The sequence below is a fragment of the Allobosea sp. 67-29 genome, assembly GCF_001898115.1.
Taxonomy (GTDB): domain Bacteria; phylum Pseudomonadota; class Alphaproteobacteria; order Rhizobiales; family Beijerinckiaceae; genus Allobosea.
Map to the genome: position 1 here is coordinate 25,485 of NZ_MKSQ01000023.1, position 23,290 is coordinate 48,774.

Consider the following 23,290-nt stretch of genomic DNA (forward strand, 5'->3'; position numbering starts at 1 on the left):
TCACGCCGATGTGACGGAGTTGAGCTTACTTGCCGCCGAGCGCCAGCGATTCCGCCATGACGCGGAAGACGTAGGTGTTCGGCTTGTGACCGCGAAACTTCTCCGCGCCCGGGCCCATCGCCGTCAGGATGACGTCGTCGGCGGAATGCACGCCGCTATTGGCGTCGAAGGGCAGGTTGCCCGTCTTGCGGGCCGCGAGCGGGCCGGTGCAGTCCTTCTCATTGGCGATGTTGGTCTTGCCATCCGGACCCTTCACGGCCGGGACGCGTTCGCCATTCATGGCGGGCCGACCGGTATCGCAGGTGTCGGGATAGGAGCCGTAGACGACCGCGAGGCGGCGCGACGTGTCGACGTCCGTGGGGTAGCCGTCGGCGTCGACCGGGCCGTAGTTCGGCACCGCCGACTCGGCGTAGACGCCGAGCTTGTCGCGCAGGAGCTGGCCCGGCCGGTCGTCGTCATAGGTGCCGATGATCGAGATCGGGTGGGCATGGTCGGGTACGACGATGATCAGCGTGTCGTTGCGGTCGCCGGCGAAGTCCTTTGCGACCTTGACGGCGTTGTCGAGCATGATCGTGTCGAAGACCGAGCGCTCCCAATCCAGCGAGTGGCTGTACTTGTCGATGCGGGCGGACTCGACCATCAGCAGGAAGCCTTCCGGGTTGCCCTTGAGCATCGCGATGGCGGCCTTGGTCTGCTCGACGACGTCGGGCTGGTCCGGGAACTTGGAGGTCGTGCCCTTCTTGGCAAGGCGCAGGTCGAAGGCACCGTCGATATTGCCGGTGTTGTAGAGGCCGAGCAGCTTCTTCGAGCCGCCGGCGACGGCGGCGTTCATCTCAGCCTTGGTGGTAACCAGCGTGTAGCCCGCCTCCTTGAACTTCGCGATGAAGTCCTCGCCGTCGGTGCGCTTGGAGCCCGGCGTGGTCTTGGCGAGGAAATTCGGCGAGCCGCCACCCATGATCACGTCCGGCTTCACATCGTAGAACATCCTGACGATGTCGTTGAAGTCGGAGCGGCGGCGGGTATGAGCGACCATCGAGGCGGGCGTCGCGTCCTCGATTTCGGAGTTGGTGACGACGCCGACGGCCATGCCGGTCTTGCGCTTGACGAGTTCGGCGATGGTCTCGACCTTCGGGTGGTCGAGGGTCAGCGCGTTCTTGGCGCAGTAGACGCCGAGCGCGTTGACGCAGGATTTGTGACCGGTGGTATAGGCGTGCGCTGCATTGGCGCTGTCGGTGACGACCGAGTCGGTACCCGAGGTCGAGATCAGCGCCATGTCGGACATGTCGTCCATGGCGAGCTCGCCGTTGTAGCGGCCTTCGACCAGACCCTTCGACAGGATGCGGGCGGCGGTGCGGTTGGCGACCGACATGCCGTCGCCGATGAAGAGGATGACGTTCTTGGCGCGGCGGGGCTGGGCGGTGGCGAAGACCTCCCATTTGACCGTTGCCTTCCTGTCGGCGCCCTGCGTGGCCTCGACCGTATAGCTGCCGGCCGGCAGGCTCGCGCCGCGCAGCCACAGCGCCGAATGCTTCTGACCCTCTTCGTTCTGCAGGAAGGTCGTCGGCTTTCCGAAGACCTCGTCGGCGGACTTCCCGTTGATCGTCACCTTGACGTCGGCGGAGGCGGGCGCATCGGGAAACTCGACCTTGAAGTCGAAATGCGAGCCTTCGAGGATCTCGGCGCGGTTGATCGGATAGATGGTCTGGGCCGCCGCCGGCGCGGCCGCGGCGAGCGAGCCTGCCACGGTCATGATCAGCAATCGTTGCGCCTGCATAGGTATCTCCGCCGTGGCGTCAGTTGAAAGAGGGCGATCCGTGCTTAGGCAAGGCGAATGACAGTACGATTACCGTGCGAAATACTCCATAATGTTATGTTATTACGTGTCTTTTATCGACATGCGGCGCGCTTCGCCGTGTCGCGCCCGCGGAAGCTGCGTGCCGCGTGCATGGCCGCTTCCCTCCCGGCGTGGGCCACTCAAATTGTGGCAGGGGATGGGATCGTCTACTAGGCTTCATAAGCCAGCTTCCTAACGCCAGACTCAGCCAGACATCCCGATGACAGCCGCGGCCCAGGTTTCGACAGCACAGCGCGCGATGATGCCCGTGCTGATCGCACTCAGCTTCACGCATCTGCTCAACGACATGATCCAGTCGCTGATCCCGGCGATCTATCCGATCATCAAGGAATCCTACCGGCTGGATTTCGGGCAGATCGGCCTGATCACGCTGACCTTCCAGGTCTCGGCCTCGCTGCTGCAGCCGGCGGTCGGGCTCTACACAGACAAGCATCCGATGCCTTATTCGATGGTCGTCGGCATGGGCTTCACGCTCTCGGGACTGATCGGGTTGGCCTATGCCGGCAGCTACGGACTCCTGTTGCTGTCGGCCGCCTGCGTGGGCATCGGCTCCTCGATCTTCCATCCGGAGGCGACGCGCATGGCGCGCAACGCGTCCGGCGGGCAGCACGGTCTGGCGCAGGGCATCTTTCAGCTCGGCGGGCAAACGGGCGGGGCGCTCGGACCTCTCCTGGCGGCCTTCGTCATCGTGCCGCGGGGGCAGGGCAGCCTCGCCTGGTTCTCGGTCGCAGCGCTTGTCGCGATGATGCTGATGGTCTGGACGGCGGCCAGCTATGCCAGGCTCGATCGGGCACGGCCGCCGAAGCCTGCCGGCGTGGCCAAAGCTGCGGCGCGGCCGGGCAAGGGCTCGGTCGCCTTTGCGATCACCATCCTGATCGTGCTGCTGTTCTCGAAGAACGCGTACACGGCGAGCTTCAGCTCGTTCTACACCTTCTACCTGATGGGCAAGTTCGGTGTCTCGATCCAGCATTCGCAGGAGATGCTGTTCCTGTTCCTGGCCTCCTCGGCCGCCGGCGCCGTCGGCGGCGGCATGCTGGGCGACCGGATCGGCCGCAACAAGATCATCTGGTTCTCGATCCTGGGCGCGCTGCCCTTCACGCTGATCCTGCCCTATGCCGACCTGTTCTGGACCGGCGTGCTGACGGTGATCATCAACATCATCATGTCGAGCGCCTTCGCGGCGATCCTGATCTATGCGCTGGAACTGCTGCCCGGGCGGGTCGGGCTGGTCGGTGGCTTCTTCTACGGGCTGTCCTTCGGGCTGGGCGGCCTCGCGGCGGCGCTGCTCGGCGAGTTCGCCGACCTTCTCGGCATCGAGATGGTCTACAAGATCTGCTCCTTCATTCCGCTGGTGGGCCTGCTCGCCTGGTTCCTGCCGCGCCTCAGCGAAGAAGCGCATGGCGCGAAGGTCGGGCATTAGGCGCATTCGGGAACGCCGCGTCCATCGCGGCCGTTCGCTTCGCCCGGGCCGGGATGATCCGCGCCTTCCGGTGCGCGGCTAGATCGCGAGCTTGCCGGCCTTGGCGGCGGCGTAGCGTTCCTCGATCTTGGGCCAGTTCACGACGTTCCACCACGCCTTGAGATAGTCGGCGCGTCGGTTCTGGTATTTCAGGTAATAGGCGTGTTCCCAGACGTCGTTGCCGAACAGCACCTTGTGGCCGGCCATGATCGGGCTGTCCTGGTTGGGCTGTGGCAGCAAAGCGAGCTTGCCGGCCCTGTCCACCGTGACGAAGACCCAGCCGGAGCCGAAGACCTTCAGGCCTGCCGCCTCGAAATCGGCCTTGAACTTGTCGAAGCCGCCGAGGTCGCGCGTGATCGCGGCCGCGACCTCGCCGCTCGGCGCACCGCCGGCTCCGGGACCCATCACCTCCCAGAACATCGTGTGGTTGGCGTGGCCGCCGCCATTGTTGCGGATCACGGTACGGATGCTCTCCGGTACTTGGCCGAGATCGGCGATCAGCTCCCCGACCGAAGCCTTGGCGATCATGCCGTTGTCCTTCGCCGCGCCGTTGAGGGCCGCGACATAGGCTGCGTGGTGGCGGTTGTAGTGGATGTCCATCGTCGTGGCGTCGATATGCGGCTCGAGGGCATTGGCCTCGTACGCGCGTTTCGGCAGCGAGAATGGGCCGGTCGGCGCTGCGGGCGCGGCGGCCTGGGCCCAGACCTTCGGAGCCGAGGCAACGAAGGCGGCGCCGGCGCCGAGGATAAGGAGGCTGCGGCGCGAGGGAGCGAGGATTGCTGGCATGGCGGCATCTCTCCTTTGAAACGGGAGCACGGTACAAATCCGCGTTCGTGCCGCGGCCGCGCCGGATCACAACCACGACTACGTGTCAAAGCCGCCGGTGTTCCCTTCGGCACCTCATGCAGGCGAAACCCGGCGCCGCAACCAGGCGCTGGCAGACCTGCAGCGTCCGATGCTCTCGACCTTAACCGCCAGTTTACCGCGTTTGACTACGTTCCGGAAGGAATCCAGCCGAGGATCGCGCCATGCAGGCACAGGCTCTCAAGGTCGACGGACTGCCGTGCGAGGCCGCGCCGGCCGTTCCCGTGCCGGCCGCGATCCGGCCCGCCAACGAGGACGCGCCGGCCGAGGCGGGGGCCGCCCGCGCGGTCCGCGAGATTGCGGAGCGCTTCGGCAAGCTCGGTGCCGAGATCACCGATGTCGCGGGGCGGATCGTCGACGTCAGCCGCCAGCTCGAGAAGCAGACCACGGGCCTGCGCCGCGTCGTCGGCGCCGTGGACCAGGTTTCGCACGCCAATCATGCGATCCAGCAGGCTGCCGAAGGCGCGCAGACCGCGGCTTCCGCCGTGCGCAGCGGGCTTGAGCGCGTCACCGGCTCGGTCAAGCTCGGGTTGAACGCGGCGCAGAACGACATCGAAGCCTTGTCCGAGGAAGCGCAGTCGATGTCGCAGGCCCTGTCGCAGGCGGTTGCCGATGCGCACAAGGCCCGCGCTTCCAGCGACGCGATCCAGGCGATCACCCGCGAGATCCAGCTGCTGGCGATCAACGCCGGGGTCGAGGCAGCGCGGAGTGGCGAGGCGGGCCGCGGCTTCGCTGTCATCGCGGCCGCTGTGAAGGCGCTGGCCGAGCAGACGCGCGAGGCGACGGCGGCGAGCGCGATGCAGCTCGACCTGCTGGTCAAGTCGGTCGACGGCCTCGCCCGGCGCAGCGAAGGCAATGCGCAGACGGCACGACGTGCCATCGACGGCAGCCGGACCATTTCGGCGCAGATCGGCGAGCTCGACGATTTCGGGCGCTCGGTCGTCCAGTTGATCGGCGGCATCGAGGCGATCTCGCAGCCGACGCGCGAGAACGCCGCCGCATGCGCCAAGGCCGGGCAGGACCTGGCCGGGCTGGTCGCGGGGGTGGACCGGTCGACCGAAAGCCTGGAGCGTGCTGCGCAGCGGACGGATGCGCTGGTGGCGATCAGCGAGGGCATCCTTGGGTCAATCGCCGCCTCGGGCGTGCGCACGGCACAATCGGAGCTGATCGCGACGGCGATTGAGACGGCGGGCGTCATCGCCGGCCTGTTCGAGCAGGCACTGGCGTGCGGCGAGATCGGCATGGCCGAGCTGTTCGACGAAAACTATGCGCCGGTGCGGGATTCCGATCCGCAGCAACATCTGACCCGCTTCGTGGCGCTGACGGACCGGCTGTTGCCGCCGCTGCAGGAAAAGCTGCTGGCGTCGAACGGGCGCATCGTCTTCTGCGCGGCGGTGGACCGCAATGGCTTCCTGCCGACGCATAACCGCAAATATTCGCAGCCGCAGGGCGCCGATCCGGTGTGGAACAACGCCAATTGTCGCAACCGTCGCATCTTCGACGACCGCACGGGGCTGGCAGCGGCGCGAAACCGCAAGCCTTTCCTGCTCCAGAGCTATCGCCGCGACATGGGCGGCGGTGAATTCCTGGTGATGGAGGATCTGTCGGCGCCGATCGTGGTGCGCGGCAGGCACTGGGGCGGCTTTCGGATCGGGCTGAAGGTGTAGCCGGGCGTCGGCGCCGCGGGATTTCAGTGGCGTGCCGAGCCCGAAGCCGGATTGGCTTTCGGCCGGGCGCCAAAGTCGAGTTGAGTGAGCGAGTTTCGAGTCAGCGCCATGCATATAGCGCCGTCCTTCCCCAACCTGTCCGTGCTGGTTGTCGACACCAGCCCGCACTACCGGCGCATCATCCGGACGATGCTCTACCAGGCGCAGCTGCACCGCATCTTCGAGGCGGCGGACCTGCCTTCCGCTGCGGCGATCTTCATCCAGAAGCAGCCCAACATCGTCATTCTCGACTGGGATCTTCCCGATGGCGGCGGGGCGAAGTGCCTTGCCGCCATCCGCTCCCAGAAGACGTCCCCGTTCGCGAAGGCGCCTGTCCTGGTGATGATGGAGCGGCCGGACAAGCGTTCCGTGGTCCAGGCCGCCAAGCTCGGCGCGCACGAGATCATCACCAAGCCGATCTCGCCCAACAATCTCTGGCTCCATCTCTCAGGCATCATCAACATGCCGCGCAAATATCGCGAGACCAACGGCGTGGTGACGCTGGTGCCGCGAGCCATCAGCAACGCGATATTCTGACGGACCCACGTTTCGCCGCCGAAACGCCCGAATGATTGACGGGGATCGCGGCGTTTAGCGAAATTTTTACCAGTCTGCCCCGATGCTGCCGGCATCATCCAGGGTCGCGCCTTCATGGTCATCACCGTTTCGCTTCCGCCCTTCCTCGGACGTTCCGAGGCGGCCGCCTTCCGTAACCAGCTTCTGGTCGCCCTGGAGCAGAACGAAAGCATTGCCGTCGAGTGCGCGGACGCAGGCCCGCTGCCGAGCCTGTGGATTCAGCTGCTCCATTCCGCCGCCGTCAGCGCCGTCGCGCGCGGGCTGTCGGTGACGCTCAAGGCGGCCTCCTCCGAGTGCCGCGAATCCTTGCGGGCGATCGGCTTCGATGCCGCGCGAAGCCCCCTCGTTCTGGAGTGACAGGCATGAAGATCCTGGCCATCGACGATACCAAGACGCTGCTCAGTCTGCTCAGCCTGACGCTGCGGAATGCCGGCCATGAGGTCGCCGAGGCGGAGAACGGCGAGGACGGCCTGACCAAGTTCGACCAGTTCAAGCCCGATCTCGTGATCACCGACCTCAACATGCCGGTCATGGACGGCATCGAGTTCACCCGCGCCTGCCGCTCGCGGCCGATGGGGCAGAACACGCCGATCATCGTGCTGACCACGGAGAACGGGGCCGAGATCAAGGCGGAAGGCCGCCGCGCCGGCGCCAGCGCCTGGATGGTCAAGCCCTTCGAGCCAAATACCCTGCTCGGCCTCGTCGCGCGCTACCAGAACTGAAGGCTGGCCGATGGATCCGTTGGCAGAACTCAAGCAGACCTTCTTCCAGGAGTGCGAGGAGCTCCTCGGAGCGCTGGAGCAGAAGCTCCAGGCTCTCGACGAGGGCTCCAACGACCCCGAAGACGTCAATGCGGCCTTTCGCGCCATCCATTCGATCAAGGGCGGAGCGGGCGCCTTCGGCTGCACCGAGCTCGTCGCCTTCGCCCATGTCTTCGAGGCGTCGCTCGACCATCTGCGCTCCGGCCGTGTCGCGATCGAGGACGCGCCGTTCACGCTGTTCCTGCGCTGCTCCGACGCTGTCGCCGATCTGGTGGCGGCTGCGCGCAACGATGAACAGGCGGTCGAGCGGCCCGATCTTCTCGCCGCCCTCGAGCAGGTCGGCCAGGAGCCGCAGGCTCCGGCGCCCGTAGCGGTGGCCGCACCCGCGCCGGCTGCGCCACCCATTCCCGCTTCGACGCCTGCCGCCGAGGCAGACGCACCCCCCGGCATCGCCGCACTCGGCAACCTCCTCGCCATGGTCGAGGCCAAGACCGGCACGACGCCGGCGAAGGCTGACGATGGCTGGGACGACGAGGAGCCTGCCGCCGCGCCGGAACCCGCAGCTGCCAAGCCCGGCCGCGACGTGAAGCTGAGGATCGCGCCCGAAACCGATCTCTTCCGCCGCGTGATCGAGCCGCGCGTCGTGCTGGGTTCGCTGCCGGCCGACGACGTCGTGGAAATCCGGTGCGACCTCAGCCAGGTCCCGCCGCTGGAGAGCCTCGACGTCACAGATTGCTGGATGCGCTTCGATGTCGCGCTGCGCACGCAGCTTTCCGTCGAGGAACTGCACGGACGGTTCGACTTCAGCCTGGCCAACGAGGAGTTCGAGATCGCCTTCTCGGCGGAGCAGCCGGCGGTGACCGAGGTGCCGGTCGCGGAGGCGGCCCCGGCGGCCGAGGTGTCGAGCTCCGTCGCGGCCGATCTCTCCGCCATCCTGGCGAAGCTCGGGCCGGCGCCCGAGGCCCAGCAGGCCGAGCCCGAGATCCAGCCGGCGCCGGTCGCCGCCCTGGCGGCGGCTCCCGCACCTGCCCCCGAGGCGGCACCCGTGCTGCGCACGCCGCCTCGTGCCCCGGCCAACGATCAGGCCGCTGCGCGCCAGCGCCAGGCGGTCAGCGTGCGCGTCGACCTCGACCGTATCGACAAGCTGATGAATCTCGTCGGCGAAATCGTCATCACCCAATCGATGCTGGTCGAATGCGTCCGCTCGCTGCCCTATGACGTCTATGCCAAGACCGCCGAGGGCATCCTGACCCTGTCGCGCCAGACACGGGAACTGCAGGACCACGTCATGGCGGTGCGCGCCCAGCCGGTGAAAGCGGTGTTCCAGCGCATGCCGCGCCTCGTGCGCGAATTGGCCCAGACGCTGGGCAAGGAAGTGCGCCTCGTCCTTGAAGGCGAGAACACCGAGGTCGACAAGACCATCATCGAGGAACTCGCCGATCCGCTGACCCACATGATCCGCAACTCGATGGATCACGGGCTGGAAACGCCGGACGAGCGCGTCGAAGCCGGCAAAGCCCGCGAGGGCACGATCAAGCTGATCGCCGAGCATCGCGCCGGCCGCATCGTCATCTCCGTTACCGATGACGGACGCGGCATCAATCGCGACCGGCTCCTGGCAAAGGCCCGCTCACGCGGCCTCGTCGGCGCCGATGAGCGGCTGCAGCCCGAGGAGATCGATCAGCTCATCTTCGCCGCCGGCCTGTCGACGGCGGAGGTCGTCAGCGATGTCTCCGGCCGCGGCGTCGGCATGGACGTGGTGCGCCGCAACGTCGAATCGCTTGGAGGGCGCATCAGCGTCGATTCCGAGCCCGGCCGCGGCTGCAAGTTCACTCTGGCCCTGCCGCTGACGCTCGCGGTCCTGGAGGGCATGGTCATCCGCTGCGGGGACGATCGTTACGTCATCCCGATCGCCTCGGTGATCGAGACCCAGCACCTGGCCTCGACGCCGATCGAGCGCCTGCCGTTCGGGCAGGAGGTGCTGCGCTGGCGTGGCGAGGTGACGCCGCTCTATCGCCTCGGCGACGTGATGGGTTCGATGGGCACCACCCACGAGAATATCGTCATCATCGCCGAGACCGAGCGCGGCAACAATGTCGGCATCGCCGTCGACGAGATCGTCGGCCAGCAGCAGGTCGTCGTGAAGAGCCTCGAGGCGAATTACGGCGCGGTCAACGGCGCTTCCGCCGCGACCATTCTCGGCGACGGTCTCGTCGCGCTGATCCTGGACATCGACTCCATGCTGCGGCTCGCCGCTTCGGGCGAGCGAAACCACCCCCTATCTGACCTCAAGATGGCTGGATGACCATGACCCTCCAACTCGGCGAAAAGCACTTCTCGTCTGCGCAGCCGGAAGCGGCGGCGCGTCGGATCGTCACCTTCAAGGTCGGCGATCGCACCTTCGGCATCGACGTCGGCATGGTCCGCGAGATCAAGGGCTGGCAGGCAACGACTCCGCTGCCGCACGCGGCCCAGCATGTGCGCGGCGTCCTCAACCTGCGCGGCGTCATCCTCGCGGTCTATGACCTGCGCACGGCGATCGGCATGGGCGTCACCGACGCGACGGCCACTCACGTCATCGTCGTGGTCGACGTTGAGGACAAGACGGCGGGCCTGCTGGTCGATTCCGTGTCGGACATCGTCGATGTCCCGGTTTCCGCCGTGCGCCCGGCTCCCGATCTGGAGCGCGACGAGCACGGCCTGATCGAAGGGCTCGTCCTGCTCGACACCGACATCGTCGCGTTGCTCGACCTCGCCGCGGTCATCCGCGACGGGGGTGCCGAGACCCAGCTGAAGACCAGCCGCGCCGCCTGAATATCCAGCGACCAGCCCGGTGTAGCGTGAGAGAGCGGGCCAGACCAAGAAACGACCAGACTGCATGGGCAACGCCCTCGGCCCTCTCTCCCATCTGACGCTCAGCCAGCCGCTGACGGCGGCCGGTTCGGCCCTGCTCGGCGGCGGCGTCGCTTATGCGGCGGCCTCCTCGGCCATGCCTGCAGCCGTCGTCGGTGCTGTCTCGGCGGTGGCCTTGCTCGGCGGCCTCGCCTCCTGGGCGGCGACGCGGCCGCTCGGGCCCGCGCGCAAGGCCCTGTCGAGGCTGCTGGCCAGCCGTGCGACACCGGCGCCGGAGCGCCGGGACGCAGGGCTCACCGCGGTGCTCGAGGGTCTCTGCGAGCAAGTGCAGGCCGATGGCCGCATCCGCGCAGCGCTCGATCACGCCGGGTCCAAGCTGATGATCTGCGATGGCGAAGGCGGCGTGGTCTACGTCAACAAGGCGCTGCTGCGCTTCTTCGCGGAGGCGCAGGAGGATTTCCGCGCCGCTTTCCCCGGCTGCTCCGCCAAGGACATGCTCAGCCGCGTGATGGAGCGCGTGCAGGGCGAGCAGGGTTACGGTGCCGTGGGCGCGCCCGTCGAGATGGTCCTCGGCCGCCGCAGGATACGCTTCACGCTGACGCCGGTCGCCGGCACCGATGCCGTCGAAACCGGCACTGCGGTCGAATGGCGGGAGCTGAACGAGCCATTATCTGCCGCTGCGCTTGCAGTGAAGGATGTCGTCACGGCGGCACAAGAAGGCGATTTCTCGCGCCGGATCGCCATCGATGCGAAGGGCGGCGCGCTGGCCGAGTTCGCTGAGGGCGTCAATGGCGTCAGCGCAATTGCCGAGGAGGCCTTCGAGGACGTCGCCGACGTGGTCGCCGCTCTGGCGGAAGGTGACCTTTCCCGGCGCATGACGGGCCGCTACCGCGGCCGTCTCGCGGCATTGCAACATGACTTCAACGATGCGCTGGACTGGCTGGGCGAGACGGTTCGCTCGGTTCAGGCGACGGCGGGCGAGACGGCGCGGGTGGCTGCCGAGATCGTCGCCGCGACAGGTGATCTCGCTGCCCGCACCGAACGTTCCGCGAGCGATCTCGGGGAGGCTTCCGCGGCCGCGGGGCAGATTGCGGCTTCGGCGCGCCAGAGCAATGTCCGCTCGCGGGAGGCAACGGATCTCGCCACGGAGACGATGGGCGTGGCTCAGGATGGGCAGGCCGTCGTCGGGCAGGCCGTCGGCGCGATCGAGCGGATCGAGACCTCCTCGACACGGATCGCCGACATCGTCGGCGTGATCGACGAGATCGCCTTCCAGACCAACCTGCTCGCCCTCAACGCGGCCGTCGAAGCGGCCCGCGCGGGCGATGCCGGCAAGGGCTTCGCGGTCGTCGCTTCCGAGGTGCGGGCGCTGGCGCAGCGCTCGGCTCAGGCGGCGAAGGACATCAAGGGGCTGATCGCGACCTCCAACGGCCAGGTCGCGGAAGGCGTCCGCTGCGTCCGAGACACGGGCACGGCGCTCGGGCGGATCGTGGCCGCCGCCGGCAAGGTATCGGCGACGGTGACCGATATCGCCGCGGAAGCGTCGGAACAGAGCAAGGGCGTCGAGGCGATGAGCCGTAGCGTCGAGCACATCGACGGCAGCATCCGTCAGTACGGAGCGCTGGCGCAGAGCAGCGCGCAGACCGCGGAGACGCTGGTCGGGCAGATCCAGTCGTTGGGAGAGCTCGTGGCCGGTCTCCGGACAGAGGCGGCACCGGTGGGGCAAAGGCGATCCGTCCGACGCGCCTTCGCCTCCGAGCCCACGCCGCTTCCAGCGCCCACGCCGCGCCGTGCCGCGCAAGGTGGCCAATCCCTCAACCGGCGGACAGGATACTGAACCATGTCGCGGCTCGGGCTCATTCCACCCATGCCTCTCGCTCCGGCGATCGGCGCCGACGTCACGTTGACCCGCGACGACATGAAGTTCATCGCCGCGCTGGTCTACGAGCAGGCGGGCATCGTCATCCGCGAGCACAAGGAAGCGATGACGCGTGGCCGCCTGGCGCGGCGCGTCAAGGCACTCGGCTTGAACTCGGTGGCGGAGTATTGCGCCTTCCTGAAGACGCCGCAGGCGGCCGGCGAACTGCCCGAACTGATCAATGCGGTGACCACCAACCACACCGCCTTCTTCCGCGAGCGCCACCATTTCGACCATCTGCGCAAGGAGGTGATGCCGCGCCTCGTGCAGGAGCGCGGCGGGCGGCGCGGGCGCATCCGGATCTGGTCCTCCGCCTGCTCCTCCGGCGAGGAGCCCTATTCGATCGCCGCCTCCTGCCGCGAGGTGATCGGCCCCCGCAGCGATCTCGACTTCAAGATCCTGGCGACGGATATCGACACCGATATCCTGATGCGGGCCGAGGCCGGCCTCTATCCGGCGGAACTTTTCGAGCGCCTGCCGGCCGATGTGAAGCCGCTGATGCGCCTGGAGGCGTCGCCTGGGCGGGGTGAGGCGCGCGTCGCGGAGGAGCTGCGGCGGATGATCGCCTTCAAGCAGCTCAATCTGATCCAGGCCTGGCCGATGAAGGGGCCGTTCGACGTCATCTTCTGCCGCAACGTCTTCATCTATTTCGATACGCAGACCAAGGCCTCGATTCTCGACAGGTTCGTCTCGCTGCTGGCGCCCGGTGGCTTCCTCTATCTCGGCCATTCCGAGTCACTGCCGCAGCCGCATGCCAATCTGCGTTTGATCGGCCGCACCATCTACGAGAGGACTCCATGAGCGTTTCCCGGTCCTCCCGCCGCTACTACGATCCGCGCTTCGCGGCGACGATCATCACCGTCGCGCCCGGCGAGCACGAGATCACCTCCGCCAAGGACGAGATCGTCGCGACCGTGCTGGGCTCCTGCGTCTCGGTCTGCATGCGCGACCCCCAGGCCGGGGTCGGCGGGCTCAACCACTTCCTGCTGCCGAAGAATAACGGCAATGCCGACGCCAGCGCCGGCGAGCGCTACGGCGACACGGCGATGGAGGTGCTGATCAACGACCTCCTCAAGCGCGGCGCAAGGCGCGGCAATTTCGAAGCCAAGGTCTTTGGCGGCGCGCGTGTGCTTTCGGGCGCGACGATGCTGGCGATCGGCGACAACAACATCGCCTTCGTCAACGACTTCCTGAAACGGGAGGGCATTCCCGTCGTCTCGAAGGATGTCGGCGGCACGCGCTCGCGGCGCATCCACTATCAGCCCTCGACGGGACGGGCCTGGGTCCAGCATGTCCAGCCGACGGCGCGCGACAGCGGCCAGGAGCAGGAAATCGCCTACCTCAACCGGCTCAAGACGCAGCCGGTGGCGGGTGAGGTGGAGGTCTGGTGATGAGCGTCGCGCCTTCAGCCGCAGTCCCGGTCAAGGTTCTCGTCGTCGACGATTCCGTCCTGATGCAGAAGCTGATGACGCAGATCATCGACTCCGCGCCCGGCTTCAAGGTGATCGGCGTCGCCGGCAGCGCCGAAGAGGGCTGGGACGCGATCCAGGACTTGCGCCCGGATGTGGTGACCCTCGACCTCGAGCTGCCGGGCCGGCACGGCCTGAAGCTGCTGGCCCGGGTGCTCAAGCAGGATCCGTTGCCGGTGCTGATCGTCTCGGCCTTCGGCGGCCCCGGCGCCGACAACACGATCCAGGCGCTGGAGCTGGGCGCGATCGACTTCATCGAGAAGCCGGACGGCACCACCCACACGCTCGAAGGCTTTATGAAGCATCTCGTCGCGGCGCTGCAACGCGCGTCGGCGAGCCGCAAGATGATCGCAGCCGCCCGGCAAATGGCGCAGGTCGCTGCGCCTGTCCGCCCGGCCAGCCCGCCGCGCGAGCCGGCGCGCGCCGGCAAGACGTCGCTGATCGCGATCGGCGCCTCGACCGGCGGGGTGCCCGCGGTCCAGACCGTGATGCGCGACCTCGCCCATCTCCGGCTTCCGATCGTCGTCGTGCAGCACATGCCTCCGGGTTACACGGCGAAGTTCGCAGCCCGCCTTGCGACGGCGACCGGGCTCGACGTGCACGAGGCCATCGACGGCGACAGGCTGAAGCCCGGCATGGCGGTCGTTGCGCCAGGCGGACCGCGCCATCTCGAGATCGAAGAGCGGCGCGGCGAATTCGTTTGCGTGCTCAAGGAGGGCCCTCTGGTCAGCGGCCACTCGCCCTCCGTCGATGTCATGTTCCATTCGGTGGCTCGCAGCGCCGGAGCCCATGCGGTCGGTATTCTGCTGACGGGCATGGGAAGGGACGGCGCTGACGGTTTGTTAGCCATGCGCAAAGCCGGGGCCGAGACGTTAATCCAAAGCGGGGAAACCTGCGTGGTAAACGGGATGCCGAAAGCGGCCTTCGAGCTCGGAGCCGCCGACAGGGTTGTCCCGCTGAGCCAGATCGGTACGGCGGTCAGCCAGCTGATCGGCGAGCGGCCGGGTCTGCGGACCGCGTAAGGAGCAAAAGTTATGTCAAAGGCCAGAAGCGAGTACCGCATCCTGGTGGTCGACGACCAGAAGAGCATGCGCGGTCTGGCGACCTATTTCCTGAAGCAGATCGAATTCCAGGATATCGACGAGGCGGAAAACGCGCGCGAAGCGCTGATGAAGATGCAGCAGAAGCGCTACGATCTTCTGCTGCTGGACTGGAACATGGAAGGCATGAGCGGCATCGACCTGCTGCGCGCCATCCGCTCCGTGCCGGAACTCAACCAGATCAAGATCATCATGGCGACCTCGGAGCGCTCGGTCGACAAGATGGACGAGGCGACGAACAACGGGGCCGACCACTATGTCGTGAAGCCCTATGAACTGCGCGACCTCGAGGTGCGCGTGAAGAAGGTTCTCGCCTGCTGACGACCCCTTCCCGAGCCAAGCTCGCGGACATGTGCATTGCCGACGCGCCCCGGAGCCGGAAGGTTTCGGGGCGCATCCGTTTGCAGGTCGCCGACGTATAAGATCGGGGACAGGGAGGCGAAGATGGACAGGCGGACATTGATGGCGGGTCTCGGCGCGCTGGCGGCGTGGCCCGGCGTGGCCGCGGCGCAAGGCGCAGGCGCCTACGGTTTCGCGTTCGACCGTCCGGGGGGCGGCGTCAGGCTCGCATTCTCCGACTATCGCGGCCGGCCGATCCTCGTCGTCAACACGGCGACGCGCTGCGGCTATGCCGGGCAGATGGCGACCCTGGAGCAGCTCTGGCAGCGCTATCGCGAGCGGGGCCTGATGCTCGTCGCTGTTCCCAGCAACGATTTCGGCGGACAGGAGCCGCTGGACGGGGCGGCAATCGCCGAGGCGGCGCACGACAATTACGGCGCGACCTATGCCTTCGTCGAGAAGACCGTGGTGAAGGGTCCGCAGGCGCACCCGTTCTATCGCTGGGCGGCCGAACGCAAGCCGGCCGAAGTGCCGCGATGGAACTTCCACAAATACCTGATCGGCAGCAACGGCGAACTGATCGGTGGATACCCGGCGGGAACCGATCCGCTTTCGCCGCAACTCGTCCAGGCAATCGGCCGGGAACTGCAGGCGGGCTAGATCGTCGCGCGTCCTATCGGACGCGGTGACGATGATCTATCTCATTGCTGGAGCATCGAATTTCTTCGAAAAGTGGATTCCACTTTTCGGTCCGACGCTCTAGCGATCGGCTGCTATTTCTTCGGCCGGAAGGCCGCGATCACCGCCGGGTCGGTCTCGAGGTAGGGGCCCTCGATCAGATCGATGCAATAGGGAATCGCCGGCATCACCGCGTCCAGGCATTCGGCGATAGCGCGCGGGCGGCCGGGGAGATTGACGATCAGCGTACGGCCCCTGATGCCTGCGGTCTGGCGCGAGAGGATTGCGGTCGGGACTTTGGTGAGGCTGACCTGGCGCATCAGTTCGCCGAACCCCGGCATCGGCTTCTCGACCACGTCCTCCGTCGCTTCCGGCGTGACGTCGCGCGGCGCCGGGCCGGTGCCGCCCGTGGTGACGACGAGGCAGCAGCCTTCGCGATCGGCAAGCTCGATCAGCGTTCCCGCAATCAGCCCGCGGTCATCGGGGATGACGCGTGCGACCGGCTGCCACGGCGAGACCAGGACGCGCTTGAAGTATTCCCGTATGGCCGGACCACCCTCGTCGTCGTAGACGCCTGCCGAGGCACGGTCCGAGACCGTGACGATTCCGATCCGTGCCGTTTCGCTCATGCGATCCTCCCGTCCGTGTCGCTGTTACGGGCAGGGCAAAGGTCCGGTCAAGCCGATGCCCGGAGGCCGGAGCCCGTCGCGGATCGGCCTCGCCGGGGAGCGCGCAAGCGGCGCAGCCACATCCGGGCGAGGGCACCCGCTCGCGCGAGGCCGATGCGCTTGCGGCCCAGGCCGACCAGGGCGTTGCCAATGGCGCGCCGCTCGCCCCAGACATAGGTGCCCGCGTCGACGCCGTCGCCGGCTCCGCTGTCGAAAAAATCCGGTGGCGTGCCGTCGAGATCCGCACGCAGCATCGCGATGGTCAGCGTGCGACCCGGCGAATGCCGGGCTTGCGTCTCGTCGTAGGCGATCTTCAGGAAGTGCCGCCGGCCTGCACTTTCGACCAGCAACCCCATCGCAAGGGCCTGCCCGTCGAGCAGGAGCGCATCGATCTGGACGCCGTCCTCGGCGGCGAAGAGCGTGACGAGGCGGCGGAAATAGGCCGTGTCCTCCGGCAGGCAGGCGATCGCCGTGCCGACCTTGCCCTTCCAGCCGGAGGCCTCCAGCGCCAGAAAGCCGTCGAGTGCCTCGACGGCGGACGGTCCGCGGCTGCGCCGGAAGGTCAGCGCACCACTCTTGATGACGGCGCGGAACTGCTGCATCCGCTTCTTGTAGGCGGAGCCGAGCGCCCGGCGGAGATAGCGTTCGGGATCATCTCCCGGCTGCGGGATCATCACCGGCCGGGCCCAATGCTCCGCGACCGCGATGGTGCTGCCGGTGCTGTGACAAGCTGCGGCGAACGCCTCGGCCCCGGGGCCATCGAGCGGCAGCAGGGGCAGGGCGAGCGTATGCGGCAGGTCGCTCGATGCCCGCAGATAGCGGAGCAGGGCGCGCGAGGCCTCGATCGCGTGGTCCCGGTCGACCACCGGCAGGGACGAGACCTCGTAGAGCGGCAGCACCGGCGACACGAGCAAGGGCGTGAAGGCGCTGCGCCAGTCCCGGGCGCGTCGCAGCGCCCAGACGCCGACCAGCCGTTCGAAATCCAGGGCTTCGCTGTGCCAGGCGCAGAGAACGACGATATCATCTTCGTCGACCAGCACGGTGGCAGCGGAGACGGCGGCAGGCGCCATGTGCGGGTTCGGCTCGAGCGCACGCCGCGAAAGCTCCGCGAACAGCGGCCCCAGCCCCTCATATGCGGCCGGGCCCATGCGCCTGACGATGATGCCGCTCACGTCCGGACGCCGTCCCGGTCGCGGCGGCCGAGTTCGCCGCGCAGCGACAGCACGAAGGCGATCACCTGCGCCGTGGCGCGATAGAGCTCCTGCGGGATCTCGTCGTCGAGCTCGACGGCGGAGAGCGCCTGGGCGAGCACGGCGTTCTGCTCGACGGCGACATCGTGAGCGCGGCCGGTCTCGACGATGCGCTCGGCGAGTTCGCCACGTCCCTTGGCGGTGACGCGGGGCGCGCCTTGCCCGTCATATTCGAGCGCCACGGCGATGCGCGGGGGACGCGGCGCGCTCATGACAGACGATCCAGGAACTGGCCCGCGGTCGGCTGCACGACGCGAGGCTGCCCGGTATGGATATCGACGGACCCGGTAGCGAAATCGGCGTCATGCAGGGCGGTCTCGAGGCCGGTCGCCGCGCCGCGCAGCAGGCTGCTGGTTTCCTCGCGTTCGGCCCAGAGTGTCACGCCGACCTCACGGCCCTGCAGGGTGACGACGCCCTGCAGCGGCCCCATCGGCTCGACGTCGAGCGCGAAGCGGATACGCCAGAGCGGCGGCGAGATGCCTTGCGCCTCGCGGCGCGGCGGATCCTTCTCGACCTGGAGTGGCAGGATCGCGGTGCCGTGCTGGAAGGTCAGCGGAACTTCCGCGAGCCAGCGCTGCGGCTGAGGCTGTGCCGGGTCCGGGCGCGAGACCTCGAGCGGCAGCGAGGCGAACTGCGACAGCTTGATCCGGTCGAGTGCCGCGTCGGTCTGGGCAAGCAGCGTGGTCGCGATGCCGAGCGGCTTGTCGCCGGGGTGCAGCGTCGGTTCCGCGACCGGCTGGGCCGCGAGGGCGCCGTCGCGGCGCGGAGGTGCGGCGGCGCCGGCGCCGTTCGATGCCGGCTCGAATGCGGCGGGCGCACGGTCCGGTTTCATCGCCGCCGTCTGCGGCGACAGGCTGTCGATGATCGGCAGCAGCTTGTCGCGCAGGGCCAGCAGCCCCGCCTTGAGATCGTTCTGCGGAGGCGAGGCCCGGCCCGCGGCGGCGTGGGCCTCCATGAACAGGCCCGAGCCCTGCAGGGCGCTCTGCAGACGCGAACCGGTCATAATCTGGCGATCAGCCGGGAAGGACTGCCGCAGCAGCTGGTCGATGGCGCCGAGCAACGGTTTCGGCAGGGTGAGCGCGACGGTGCCGTCGGCGAGACCGCGCAGATTGGCGAAGAGCGGGGCCAGGCTGTCCTGCCGCATCAGTGCTTCGCCCAAAGTGGGGCCGATGGCTGCGCGCGGCGAGACCGGCGGCGGGAGGGTCTCCTGGCGGGCCTCGCCCGGCACCGCCGCTCGGGCCGGTGCCGGGGGCGCGGCCGCCTTCGAGAGGGCTTCGGGGTGTTCGAGCGAGCCCGCCGAACCCGGCTTCTGCGAGATTGTGGGGAGCGGAGCGCGGCCAGACGCGATTTCGGTGGCCAGCCGGGGCCGGTGTTCGGACGGAACGACGGTGGCCGATGGTAAGGACGTTCCGGCCTGTGTAGGCGGTTGCGCAAGGGGGTGGGAAGCCGTTGCAGAGGCCGTGTCGCCGGCGGGAGCCGGCAGTGAAGGTGCAGCAAGTCCGCCGGAGGGTGGCAGCGTCGACGCAGGAGCTTGCGCCGTAGGAGGAAGCTGTGCCCCGGTCGGCGCGCCGGCAGCGGGCGGGCTGCCCGGCTGCCGGATGTCGAGGAGGGTCGCGCGCAGGTCGCCGCCCGGTTGTTCCGGGGCTTCGAGATGCAGGAGCAGCGTCGCGCCGGGCTGCAGTGCGGCCTGTTTCGCCTGTGGGCCGGCGAGCACGAGCGTGATCTTGGCATCGCCTATCGCTGCCGTAGCGGTGCCGTCGGGATCGAGTGAGAGCAGGCGCGCCCGGACCGTCGTGCCAGCCGTCAACTCGCCGGCGGCGTCGAGCGCCTGCAGCAATCTGGCAAGGTTCTGGCTCTGGATGAGCTGGGCGAGGTTCATCGGGTGACCATGAATCGGTGCGCCAGCCTCTCAGGAAAGATTAAGGATTCTGTTGCCGCACGGGACCTGCAGGGCTGCCGCGCGTCGATGGCGCTGGCGCGGGCGGTTTCGCTGACGCAAGCTTGCGCCTTCCTTTCAAAGGATCATTGCCATGGATTATCGCCGCCTCGGCCGTTCCGGTCTCAAGGTCTCGCCGCTCTGCCTGGGCACGATGATGTTCGGTGGGGCGACGGAGGAAGTGGAAGCGCGCCGGATCATCGACCATGCCCACGATGCCGGCATCAATTTCATCGACACGGCCGACGTCTACAACGAAGGCCGCTCAGAGGAGGTCACGGGGCGCGCGATCGCGGCGCATCGGCAGGACTGGCTGCTGGCGACCAAGGTCGCCAATCCGATGGGTGCGGGCCCCAACCGCAGCGGGCTGTCACGCCGCTGGGTCATGCAGGCCTGCGAGGACAGCCTGCGCCGGCTCGGCACCGACGTCATCGACATCTACTACCTGCACAAGGAGGATCACCAGACGCCGCTGGAGGAGACCGTGAACGCCATCGCCGATCTCGTTCGGCAGGGCAAAATCAGGCATTTCGGCGTTTCGAACTACCGCTCCTGGCGCCTGGCGGAGATCTGCCGGCTCTGCGACGAGAGCGGCATCGACAGGCCGGTCGTCAGCCAGCCCTACTACAACGCGATGAACCGCATGCCGGAGGTCGAGCACCTGCCGGCCTGCGGTCATTTCGGGCTCGGCGTCGCTTCCTATTCCCCGCTGGCGCGCGGTGTGCTGACGGCGAAATATGCGCCGGGCCAGGCTCCGGCCGAGGGCACGCGGGCGGGCCGCGGCGACAAGCGGATGATGCAGGCGGAATGGCGCGAGGAAAGTCTCGTCATTGCACAGACGATCAAGAAGCATGCGGCCAGGCGCGGGCTCACGCCCATCCAGTTCGCGGTGCGCTGGGTGCTGAACAATGCCTTCGTGACGGCGGCCATTGCCGGCCCGCGCACCTTCGAGCAGTGGCAGGCCTATCTTTCGGCGCTCGATGCGGGCTTTACGCCAGAGGACGAGGCGCTGGTCGACTCGCTGGTGCCGCCGGGCCACCCGTCGACGCCGGGATACAGCGATCCGGCCTATCCGCTGGAAGGGCGTATCAGTCGGGTCTGACGCTCGCTCAGTTCATCATGCAGAAGCCGCCGACGACCACCTGCGTGCCGCACCAGGGCTGCTTGCCGTCGTCGTTCGTGCTCAGGCGCAGCGGCACCGGCCCGGCGCTGGACGGCGGAAACGGCACATGCCGGGGTTCCTCGGCGGCTCCCGCCCCTTGCGGCCTGCTGGCCGCCGCGACGCCCGGGACGATCACCATGCCGCGGCCGGTCTTGGCGGCGGGCGCGCTGCTGTGCGCGCCGAGACGGAAGCGTCGGGCTTCCGCCTGGAGCGGCAGCATGACAAGGGTGGCGACAAGGCAGGCGAGGGCGGCGGTGCGGCGCATCGTGCGGATCTCCTGGGCTCACGATGATGCCGCGCTCGGCCACGGCCGCAAGGAAAGCCGGACATCAGCCTGACCGAGGCGTTAACGGCGGATCAGGCTGCAGCGCCGCGCGGCAGGACGAGCCCGTCCCAAGCGGCCATCGCGGCCCGTGCGATCGTTTCGAGTGCCGACCTGGAGGCGCCGTCGCGGGCCTGGATCGACATGCCCTGCTGGACGGTGACGTAGTAGCTCGCAATGGATCGCGGATCGAGCGAGGCGGGTAGCTCGCCCTCCGCCATCGCCCGCTGCAAGCGTTCCTCGATCATCGCGACGCTGCCCGCCCGCATCTCGCGGAGGATGCGGCCGGTCTCCTCGCCGACGCCGACGGCATTCACCGCCGACATCACGACCATGCATCCGGGGGGGCGGCCGGGACGCGTGAAGGTCGCGGCGCTGGCCAGCAGATAGCCTTCGACGGCGCCGCGCGCCGTTTCCGCTTTGCGCAGGGGCGAGAGGATGGCGTCGCTTTCCGTTGCGGCAAAATGGCCGACGGCCTCCCGGTAGAGCTCCTCCTTGCTGCCGAAGGCAGCGTAGAGGCTCGGCGCGTTGATGCCCATCGCCTCGGTGATGTCGGCCATGGAGGCGGCCTGGTAACCGCGCTCCCAGAAAAGCTCCATTGCCCGTTGCAGTGCCGCCTGCCTGTCGAAACGGCGCGGACGGCCACGTTCTGCCATCTTCGCGATCTCCTCGAAAGATTTTGTACCGATCGATATATATTTCTCTTGACGGTGCGGGGCAAGCGCGTCAGCTATTTGTGTATCGATTGATACATAAATGGAGATCCCCATGTCCCGTCTTGCCGGAAAGCGCGCCCTCGTCACCGGCGCCAGTCGCGGAATCGGCGCCGCAATCGCCCAGCAGCTTGCCGCCGAAGGGGCCGATGTCGCCATCACCTACGAGCGCTCCGCCGAGAAGGCGGCCAGCGTCGTCAAGGCCATCGAGGCACTTGGCCGGAAGGGAGCCGCGATCGCAGCCGACAGCGCCGATCCGGCGGCCGTGAAGCGCTCGGTCGATCAGGCGGCGCAGGCGCTTGGCGGCCTCGACATCCTTGTCAACAACGCCGGCATCTATCGGGGAGGGCCGGTCGAAGACTGGAGCCTTGCGGATATCGACACGATCATGGCGGTCAATATCCGCGCGGTTGTGCTCGCGTCGCAGGCCGCGGCGGCGCATCTCGGCGAGGGCGGGCGGATCATTTCGATCGGCTCTTGCCTGGCGGACCGGGTGGTCGAGCCCAACGTCACGCTCTACGCCATGACGAAGGCAGCGCTGATCGGCTTCACCAAGGGGCTGGCGCGCGACTTCGGCCCGCGCGGCATCACCGTCAACCTCGTTCATCCCGGTTCGACCGATACCGACATGAACCCCGCCGACGGGCCGCGGGCAGCAGCCCAGCTCGCGCGCATGGCGATCCCCGCCTACGGCAAGCCGCAGGACATCGCCGCGGCCGTCGCCTATCTCGCGAGCGAGGAAGGCCGCTTCATCACGGGGGCGGGCCTCGCCGTCGACGGCGGCGTCAACACCTGACGCGCCGCCATCGACGGTTCAGCGCCCGGGCAGAACGACCAGAGTGGGTCTGCCCGGCAGTGCCGCCTTGCTCAATCTGATCGTCGCCTCGTTCCGGCGGTCCACCGGCCAGAGGTCGCGCGTGCGGGAGATGAAGCGTTCCAGCGTGCCGCCGCCGAAGAAATGCATCGGGATCATCACCCGCGCCTGCAGCGACTTCAGAACCTCGACCATGCCTTCCTGGTCGAGGGTATAGCTGCCGTCGACCGGGAACAGCACGATGTCGACGCGGCCGAGCGCGCGCAGATGGCCGGGCTCCAGAGGATGGTGCAGATGGCCGAGATGGGCGATGCAGAGATCGCCGATCTCGAAGACGAAGATCGAGTTTCCGTCATAGTCGGTGCCGCCCTCGTAGGTGCGGATATTGGTCGGCACGTTGCGGACGCGGACATCGCCGAGCGTCACGTCGTGATGGGCTGCGCCCTTGCCCTCCGGGTCCCAGCCGCGCAGCACCCGCTTGATCGCCGGGTCGGGGCGGTTCGAATAATGCGTCGAATGCGCCTTGTTCATCGTGGCGATGTCGGGCGTCACCGGCGGGCGGACATAGTCATTGTAGTCGGTCGCGATCCTCACGCCGCCCGGCGTCTCGATCAGGAAGGTGGCGTGGCCGACGAAGGTCAGCCCGACCTCGTCCTTCGCGAACTGGACCCGCTGGATCGGCAGGCCGAGGCTCGCCATCTCGGGCCGACAGCCGGGCTCGCTCGACTGGGCGAAGGCGGGCAAGGCGGCGAGGCCTGCGAGAGTGGCGGCGAAAGCCAGCCCGGCAAAGAAGCTCGACAGTTTCATCGAACGGTTCCCGCTTCCGGAGATCCTGACGATCACGCAA

Annotated in this window: 24 protein-coding genes; 15 read left to right on the forward strand and 9 right to left on the reverse strand. The window is 67.8% G+C overall.

The annotated features are described in order from the left end of the window. Positions 1–25 precede the first annotated feature (25 nt). Positions 26–1,774, reverse strand: a complete 1,749-nt coding sequence (locus tag BGO20_RS17050) for an alkaline phosphatase (protein ID WP_291660365.1) — start codon at positions 1,772–1,774, stop codon at positions 26–28. A 280-nt stretch (positions 1,775–2,054) separates the two neighbouring features. On the opposite strand from BGO20_RS17050, the gene BGO20_RS17055 reads away from it, so the two are divergent. Beyond that, positions 2,055–3,275 carry an MFS transporter gene (locus BGO20_RS17055; protein ID WP_291660367.1) on the forward strand — a complete coding sequence of 407 codons (1,221 nt, stop codon included), beginning with the start codon at positions 2,055–2,057 and terminating at the stop codon, positions 3,273–3,275. Positions 3,276–3,353: 78 nt separating this feature from the next. Here BGO20_RS17055 and BGO20_RS17060 read toward each other — a convergent pair whose 3' ends face one another. Then, positions 3,354–4,100 carry a superoxide dismutase gene (locus BGO20_RS17060; protein ID WP_465246048.1) on the reverse strand — a complete coding sequence of 249 codons (747 nt, stop codon included), beginning with the start codon at positions 4,098–4,100 and terminating at the stop codon, positions 3,354–3,356. A gap of 242 nt (positions 4,101–4,342) precedes the next feature. Between BGO20_RS17060 and BGO20_RS17065 the strand changes: the two genes are divergently transcribed. The 12 genes from BGO20_RS17065 (at position 4,343) to BGO20_RS17120 (ending at position 15,560) form a co-directional block, all read left to right on the forward strand. Continuing rightward, the gene (locus BGO20_RS17065) at positions 4,343–5,845 is read left to right on the forward strand and encodes a methyl-accepting chemotaxis protein (protein WP_291660369.1); all 1,503 of its coding nucleotides are present in this window, start codon (positions 4,343–4,345) and stop codon (positions 5,843–5,845) included. Between the two features lie 108 nt (positions 5,846–5,953). Beyond that, the gene (locus tag BGO20_RS17070; protein WP_291660371.1) at positions 5,954–6,421 is read left to right on the forward strand and encodes a response regulator; all 468 of its coding nucleotides are present in this window, start codon (positions 5,954–5,956) and stop codon (positions 6,419–6,421) included. Between the two features lie 114 nt (positions 6,422–6,535). Then, on the forward strand, positions 6,536–6,817 hold the full coding sequence (locus BGO20_RS17075; RefSeq protein ID WP_291660373.1) for an STAS domain-containing protein: 282 nt from the start codon (positions 6,536–6,538) through the stop codon (positions 6,815–6,817). A 5-nt stretch (positions 6,818–6,822) separates the two neighbouring features. Then, on the forward strand, positions 6,823–7,182 hold the full coding sequence (locus BGO20_RS17080) for a response regulator (RefSeq protein ID WP_291670211.1): 360 nt from the start codon (positions 6,823–6,825) through the stop codon (positions 7,180–7,182). A 10-nt stretch (positions 7,183–7,192) separates the two neighbouring features. Continuing rightward, positions 7,193–9,526 carry a chemotaxis protein CheA gene (locus BGO20_RS17085; protein WP_291660377.1) on the forward strand — a complete coding sequence of 778 codons (2,334 nt, stop codon included), beginning with the start codon at positions 7,193–7,195 and terminating at the stop codon, positions 9,524–9,526. Continuing rightward, positions 9,523–10,035, forward strand: coding sequence for a chemotaxis protein CheW (locus BGO20_RS17090; protein ID WP_291660379.1), 513 nt, complete (start codon positions 9,523–9,525; stop codon positions 10,033–10,035). Before BGO20_RS17085 ends, BGO20_RS17090 begins: the two co-directional genes overlap by 4 nt. Positions 10,036–10,099: 64 nt before the next feature. Continuing rightward, on the forward strand, positions 10,100–11,911 hold the full coding sequence (locus BGO20_RS17095; protein ID WP_291660381.1) for a methyl-accepting chemotaxis protein: 1,812 nt from the start codon (positions 10,100–10,102) through the stop codon (positions 11,909–11,911). A gap of 3 nt (positions 11,912–11,914) precedes the next feature. Continuing rightward, complete coding sequence (locus BGO20_RS17100; RefSeq protein WP_291660383.1) at positions 11,915–12,793, forward strand: CheR family methyltransferase; 879 nt, start codon at positions 11,915–11,917, stop codon at positions 12,791–12,793. Next, positions 12,790–13,383 carry a chemoreceptor glutamine deamidase CheD gene (locus BGO20_RS17105; RefSeq protein ID WP_291660385.1) on the forward strand — a complete coding sequence of 198 codons (594 nt, stop codon included), beginning with the start codon at positions 12,790–12,792 and terminating at the stop codon, positions 13,381–13,383. Before BGO20_RS17100 ends, BGO20_RS17105 begins: the two co-directional genes overlap by 4 nt. Further along, positions 13,383–14,483 (forward strand): chemotaxis-specific protein-glutamate methyltransferase CheB, encoded by a 1,101-nt coding sequence (gene cheB, locus BGO20_RS17110; protein WP_291660386.1) that lies wholly within the window; start codon positions 13,383–13,385, stop codon positions 14,481–14,483. Before BGO20_RS17105 ends, cheB begins: the two co-directional genes overlap by 1 nt. A 12-nt stretch (positions 14,484–14,495) precedes the next feature. Next, on the forward strand, positions 14,496–14,882 hold the full coding sequence (locus BGO20_RS17115) for a response regulator (RefSeq protein WP_291660387.1): 387 nt from the start codon (positions 14,496–14,498) through the stop codon (positions 14,880–14,882). 123 nt (positions 14,883–15,005) lie between these two features. Next, entirely contained in the window at positions 15,006–15,560 is a 555-nt protein-coding gene (locus BGO20_RS17120; RefSeq protein WP_291660388.1) for a glutathione peroxidase, read from the forward strand. Positions 15,561–15,673: 113 nt separating this feature from the next. Here the strand turns inward: BGO20_RS17120 and mog are convergent, their stop codons facing one another. From mog to fliK, 4 genes are read right to left on the reverse strand one after another with little or no spacing between them, the layout of a single operon-like run. Then, positions 15,674–16,207: a molybdopterin adenylyltransferase gene (gene mog / locus BGO20_RS17125; RefSeq protein WP_291660389.1), complete on the reverse strand. Its 534-nt coding sequence runs from the start codon at positions 16,205–16,207 to the stop codon at positions 15,674–15,676. 47 nt (positions 16,208–16,254) lie between these two features. Next, on the reverse strand, positions 16,255–17,418 hold the full coding sequence (locus BGO20_RS17130) for a GNAT family N-acetyltransferase (RefSeq protein ID WP_291660390.1): 1,164 nt from the start codon (positions 17,416–17,418) through the stop codon (positions 16,255–16,257). Continuing rightward, positions 17,415–17,708 carry an EscU/YscU/HrcU family type III secretion system export apparatus switch protein gene (locus tag BGO20_RS17135; protein ID WP_291660391.1) on the reverse strand — a complete coding sequence of 98 codons (294 nt, stop codon included), beginning with the start codon at positions 17,706–17,708 and terminating at the stop codon, positions 17,415–17,417. The genes BGO20_RS17130 and BGO20_RS17135 overlap by 4 nt, the downstream gene beginning before the upstream one ends. Beyond that, positions 17,705–19,375 carry a flagellar hook-length control protein FliK gene (gene fliK / locus BGO20_RS17140; protein ID WP_291660392.1) on the reverse strand — a complete coding sequence of 557 codons (1,671 nt, stop codon included), beginning with the start codon at positions 19,373–19,375 and terminating at the stop codon, positions 17,705–17,707. The genes BGO20_RS17135 and fliK overlap by 4 nt, the downstream gene beginning before the upstream one ends. Before the next feature lie 151 nt (positions 19,376–19,526). Here fliK and BGO20_RS17145 point away from each other — a divergent pair, with 151 nt between their 5' ends. Then, positions 19,527–20,534 (forward strand): aldo/keto reductase, encoded by a 1,008-nt coding sequence (locus BGO20_RS17145; protein ID WP_291660393.1) that lies wholly within the window; start codon positions 19,527–19,529, stop codon positions 20,532–20,534. 7 nt (positions 20,535–20,541) lie between these two features. Here the strand turns inward: BGO20_RS17145 and BGO20_RS17150 are convergent, their stop codons facing one another. Beyond that, the gene (locus tag BGO20_RS17150) at positions 20,542–20,859 is read right to left on the reverse strand and encodes a hypothetical protein (RefSeq protein ID WP_291660395.1); all 318 of its coding nucleotides are present in this window, start codon (positions 20,857–20,859) and stop codon (positions 20,542–20,544) included. Positions 20,860–20,951: 92 nt separating this feature from the next. Next, positions 20,952–21,686: a TetR/AcrR family transcriptional regulator gene (locus tag BGO20_RS17155; RefSeq protein WP_291660397.1), complete on the reverse strand. Its 735-nt coding sequence runs from the start codon at positions 21,684–21,686 to the stop codon at positions 20,952–20,954. Between BGO20_RS17155 and BGO20_RS17160 the strand changes: the two genes are divergently transcribed. Further along, entirely contained in the window at positions 21,685–22,425 is a 741-nt protein-coding gene (locus tag BGO20_RS17160) for an SDR family NAD(P)-dependent oxidoreductase (protein ID WP_291660399.1), read from the forward strand. The genes BGO20_RS17155 and BGO20_RS17160 overlap by 2 nt on opposite strands. 18 nt (positions 22,426–22,443) lie before the next feature. Here the strand turns inward: BGO20_RS17160 and BGO20_RS17165 are convergent, their stop codons facing one another. Then, positions 22,444–23,250, reverse strand: a complete 807-nt coding sequence (locus BGO20_RS17165) for an MBL fold metallo-hydrolase (RefSeq protein WP_291660400.1) — start codon at positions 23,248–23,250, stop codon at positions 22,444–22,446. Between the last annotated feature and the right edge of the window lie 40 nt (positions 23,251–23,290).

What these genes read in the sequence shown, in the direction of transcription:
- BGO20_RS17165 (WP_291660400.1), bottom strand. Translation starts at nt 23,250, where the DNA reads ATGAAACTGTCGAGCTTCTTTGCCGGGCTGGCTTTCGCCGCCACTCTC.
- fliK (WP_291660392.1), bottom strand. Translation starts at nt 19,375, where the DNA reads ATGAACCTCGCCCAGCTCATCCAGAGCCAGAACCTTGCCAGATTGCTG.
- BGO20_RS17150 (WP_291660395.1), bottom strand. Translation starts at nt 20,859, where the DNA reads ATGCGCCGCACCGCCGCCCTCGCCTGCCTTGTCGCCACCCTTGTCATG.
- BGO20_RS17055 (WP_291660367.1), top strand. Translation starts at nt 2,055, where the DNA reads ATGACAGCCGCGGCCCAGGTTTCGACAGCACAGCGCGCGATGATGCCC.
- BGO20_RS17105 (WP_291660385.1), top strand. Translation starts at nt 12,790, where the DNA reads ATGAGCGTTTCCCGGTCCTCCCGCCGCTACTACGATCCGCGCTTCGCG.
- BGO20_RS17095 (WP_291660381.1), top strand. Translation starts at nt 10,100, where the DNA reads ATGGGCAACGCCCTCGGCCCTCTCTCCCATCTGACGCTCAGCCAGCCG.
- BGO20_RS17115 (WP_291660387.1), top strand. Translation starts at nt 14,496, where the DNA reads ATGTCAAAGGCCAGAAGCGAGTACCGCATCCTGGTGGTCGACGACCAG.
- BGO20_RS17075 (WP_291660373.1), top strand. Translation starts at nt 6,536, where the DNA reads ATGGTCATCACCGTTTCGCTTCCGCCCTTCCTCGGACGTTCCGAGGCG.
- BGO20_RS17155 (WP_291660397.1), bottom strand. Translation starts at nt 21,686, where the DNA reads ATGGGGATCTCCATTTATGTATCAATCGATACACAAATAGCTGACGCG.
- BGO20_RS17120 (WP_291660388.1), top strand. Translation starts at nt 15,006, where the DNA reads ATGGACAGGCGGACATTGATGGCGGGTCTCGGCGCGCTGGCGGCGTGG.
- BGO20_RS17160 (WP_291660399.1), top strand. Translation starts at nt 21,685, where the DNA reads ATGTCCCGTCTTGCCGGAAAGCGCGCCCTCGTCACCGGCGCCAGTCGC.
- BGO20_RS17085 (WP_291660377.1), top strand. Translation starts at nt 7,193, where the DNA reads ATGGATCCGTTGGCAGAACTCAAGCAGACCTTCTTCCAGGAGTGCGAG.
- BGO20_RS17065 (WP_291660369.1), top strand. Translation starts at nt 4,343, where the DNA reads ATGCAGGCACAGGCTCTCAAGGTCGACGGACTGCCGTGCGAGGCCGCG.
- BGO20_RS17070 (WP_291660371.1), top strand. Translation starts at nt 5,954, where the DNA reads ATGCATATAGCGCCGTCCTTCCCCAACCTGTCCGTGCTGGTTGTCGAC.
- BGO20_RS17100 (WP_291660383.1), top strand. Translation starts at nt 11,915, where the DNA reads ATGTCGCGGCTCGGGCTCATTCCACCCATGCCTCTCGCTCCGGCGATC.
- cheB (WP_291660386.1), top strand. Translation starts at nt 13,383, where the DNA reads ATGAGCGTCGCGCCTTCAGCCGCAGTCCCGGTCAAGGTTCTCGTCGTC.
- mog (WP_291660389.1), bottom strand. Translation starts at nt 16,207, where the DNA reads ATGAGCGAAACGGCACGGATCGGAATCGTCACGGTCTCGGACCGTGCC.
- BGO20_RS17090 (WP_291660379.1), top strand. Translation starts at nt 9,523, where the DNA reads ATGACCATGACCCTCCAACTCGGCGAAAAGCACTTCTCGTCTGCGCAG.
- BGO20_RS17135 (WP_291660391.1), bottom strand. Translation starts at nt 17,708, where the DNA reads ATGAGCGCGCCGCGTCCCCCGCGCATCGCCGTGGCGCTCGAATATGAC.
- BGO20_RS17050 (WP_291660365.1), bottom strand. Translation starts at nt 1,774, where the DNA reads ATGCAGGCGCAACGATTGCTGATCATGACCGTGGCAGGCTCGCTCGCC.
- BGO20_RS17080 (WP_291670211.1), top strand. Translation starts at nt 6,823, where the DNA reads ATGAAGATCCTGGCCATCGACGATACCAAGACGCTGCTCAGTCTGCTC.
- BGO20_RS17060 (WP_465246048.1), bottom strand. Translation starts at nt 4,100, where the DNA reads ATGCCAGCAATCCTCGCTCCCTCGCGCCGCAGCCTCCTTATCCTCGGC.
- BGO20_RS17145 (WP_291660393.1), top strand. Translation starts at nt 19,527, where the DNA reads ATGGATTATCGCCGCCTCGGCCGTTCCGGTCTCAAGGTCTCGCCGCTC.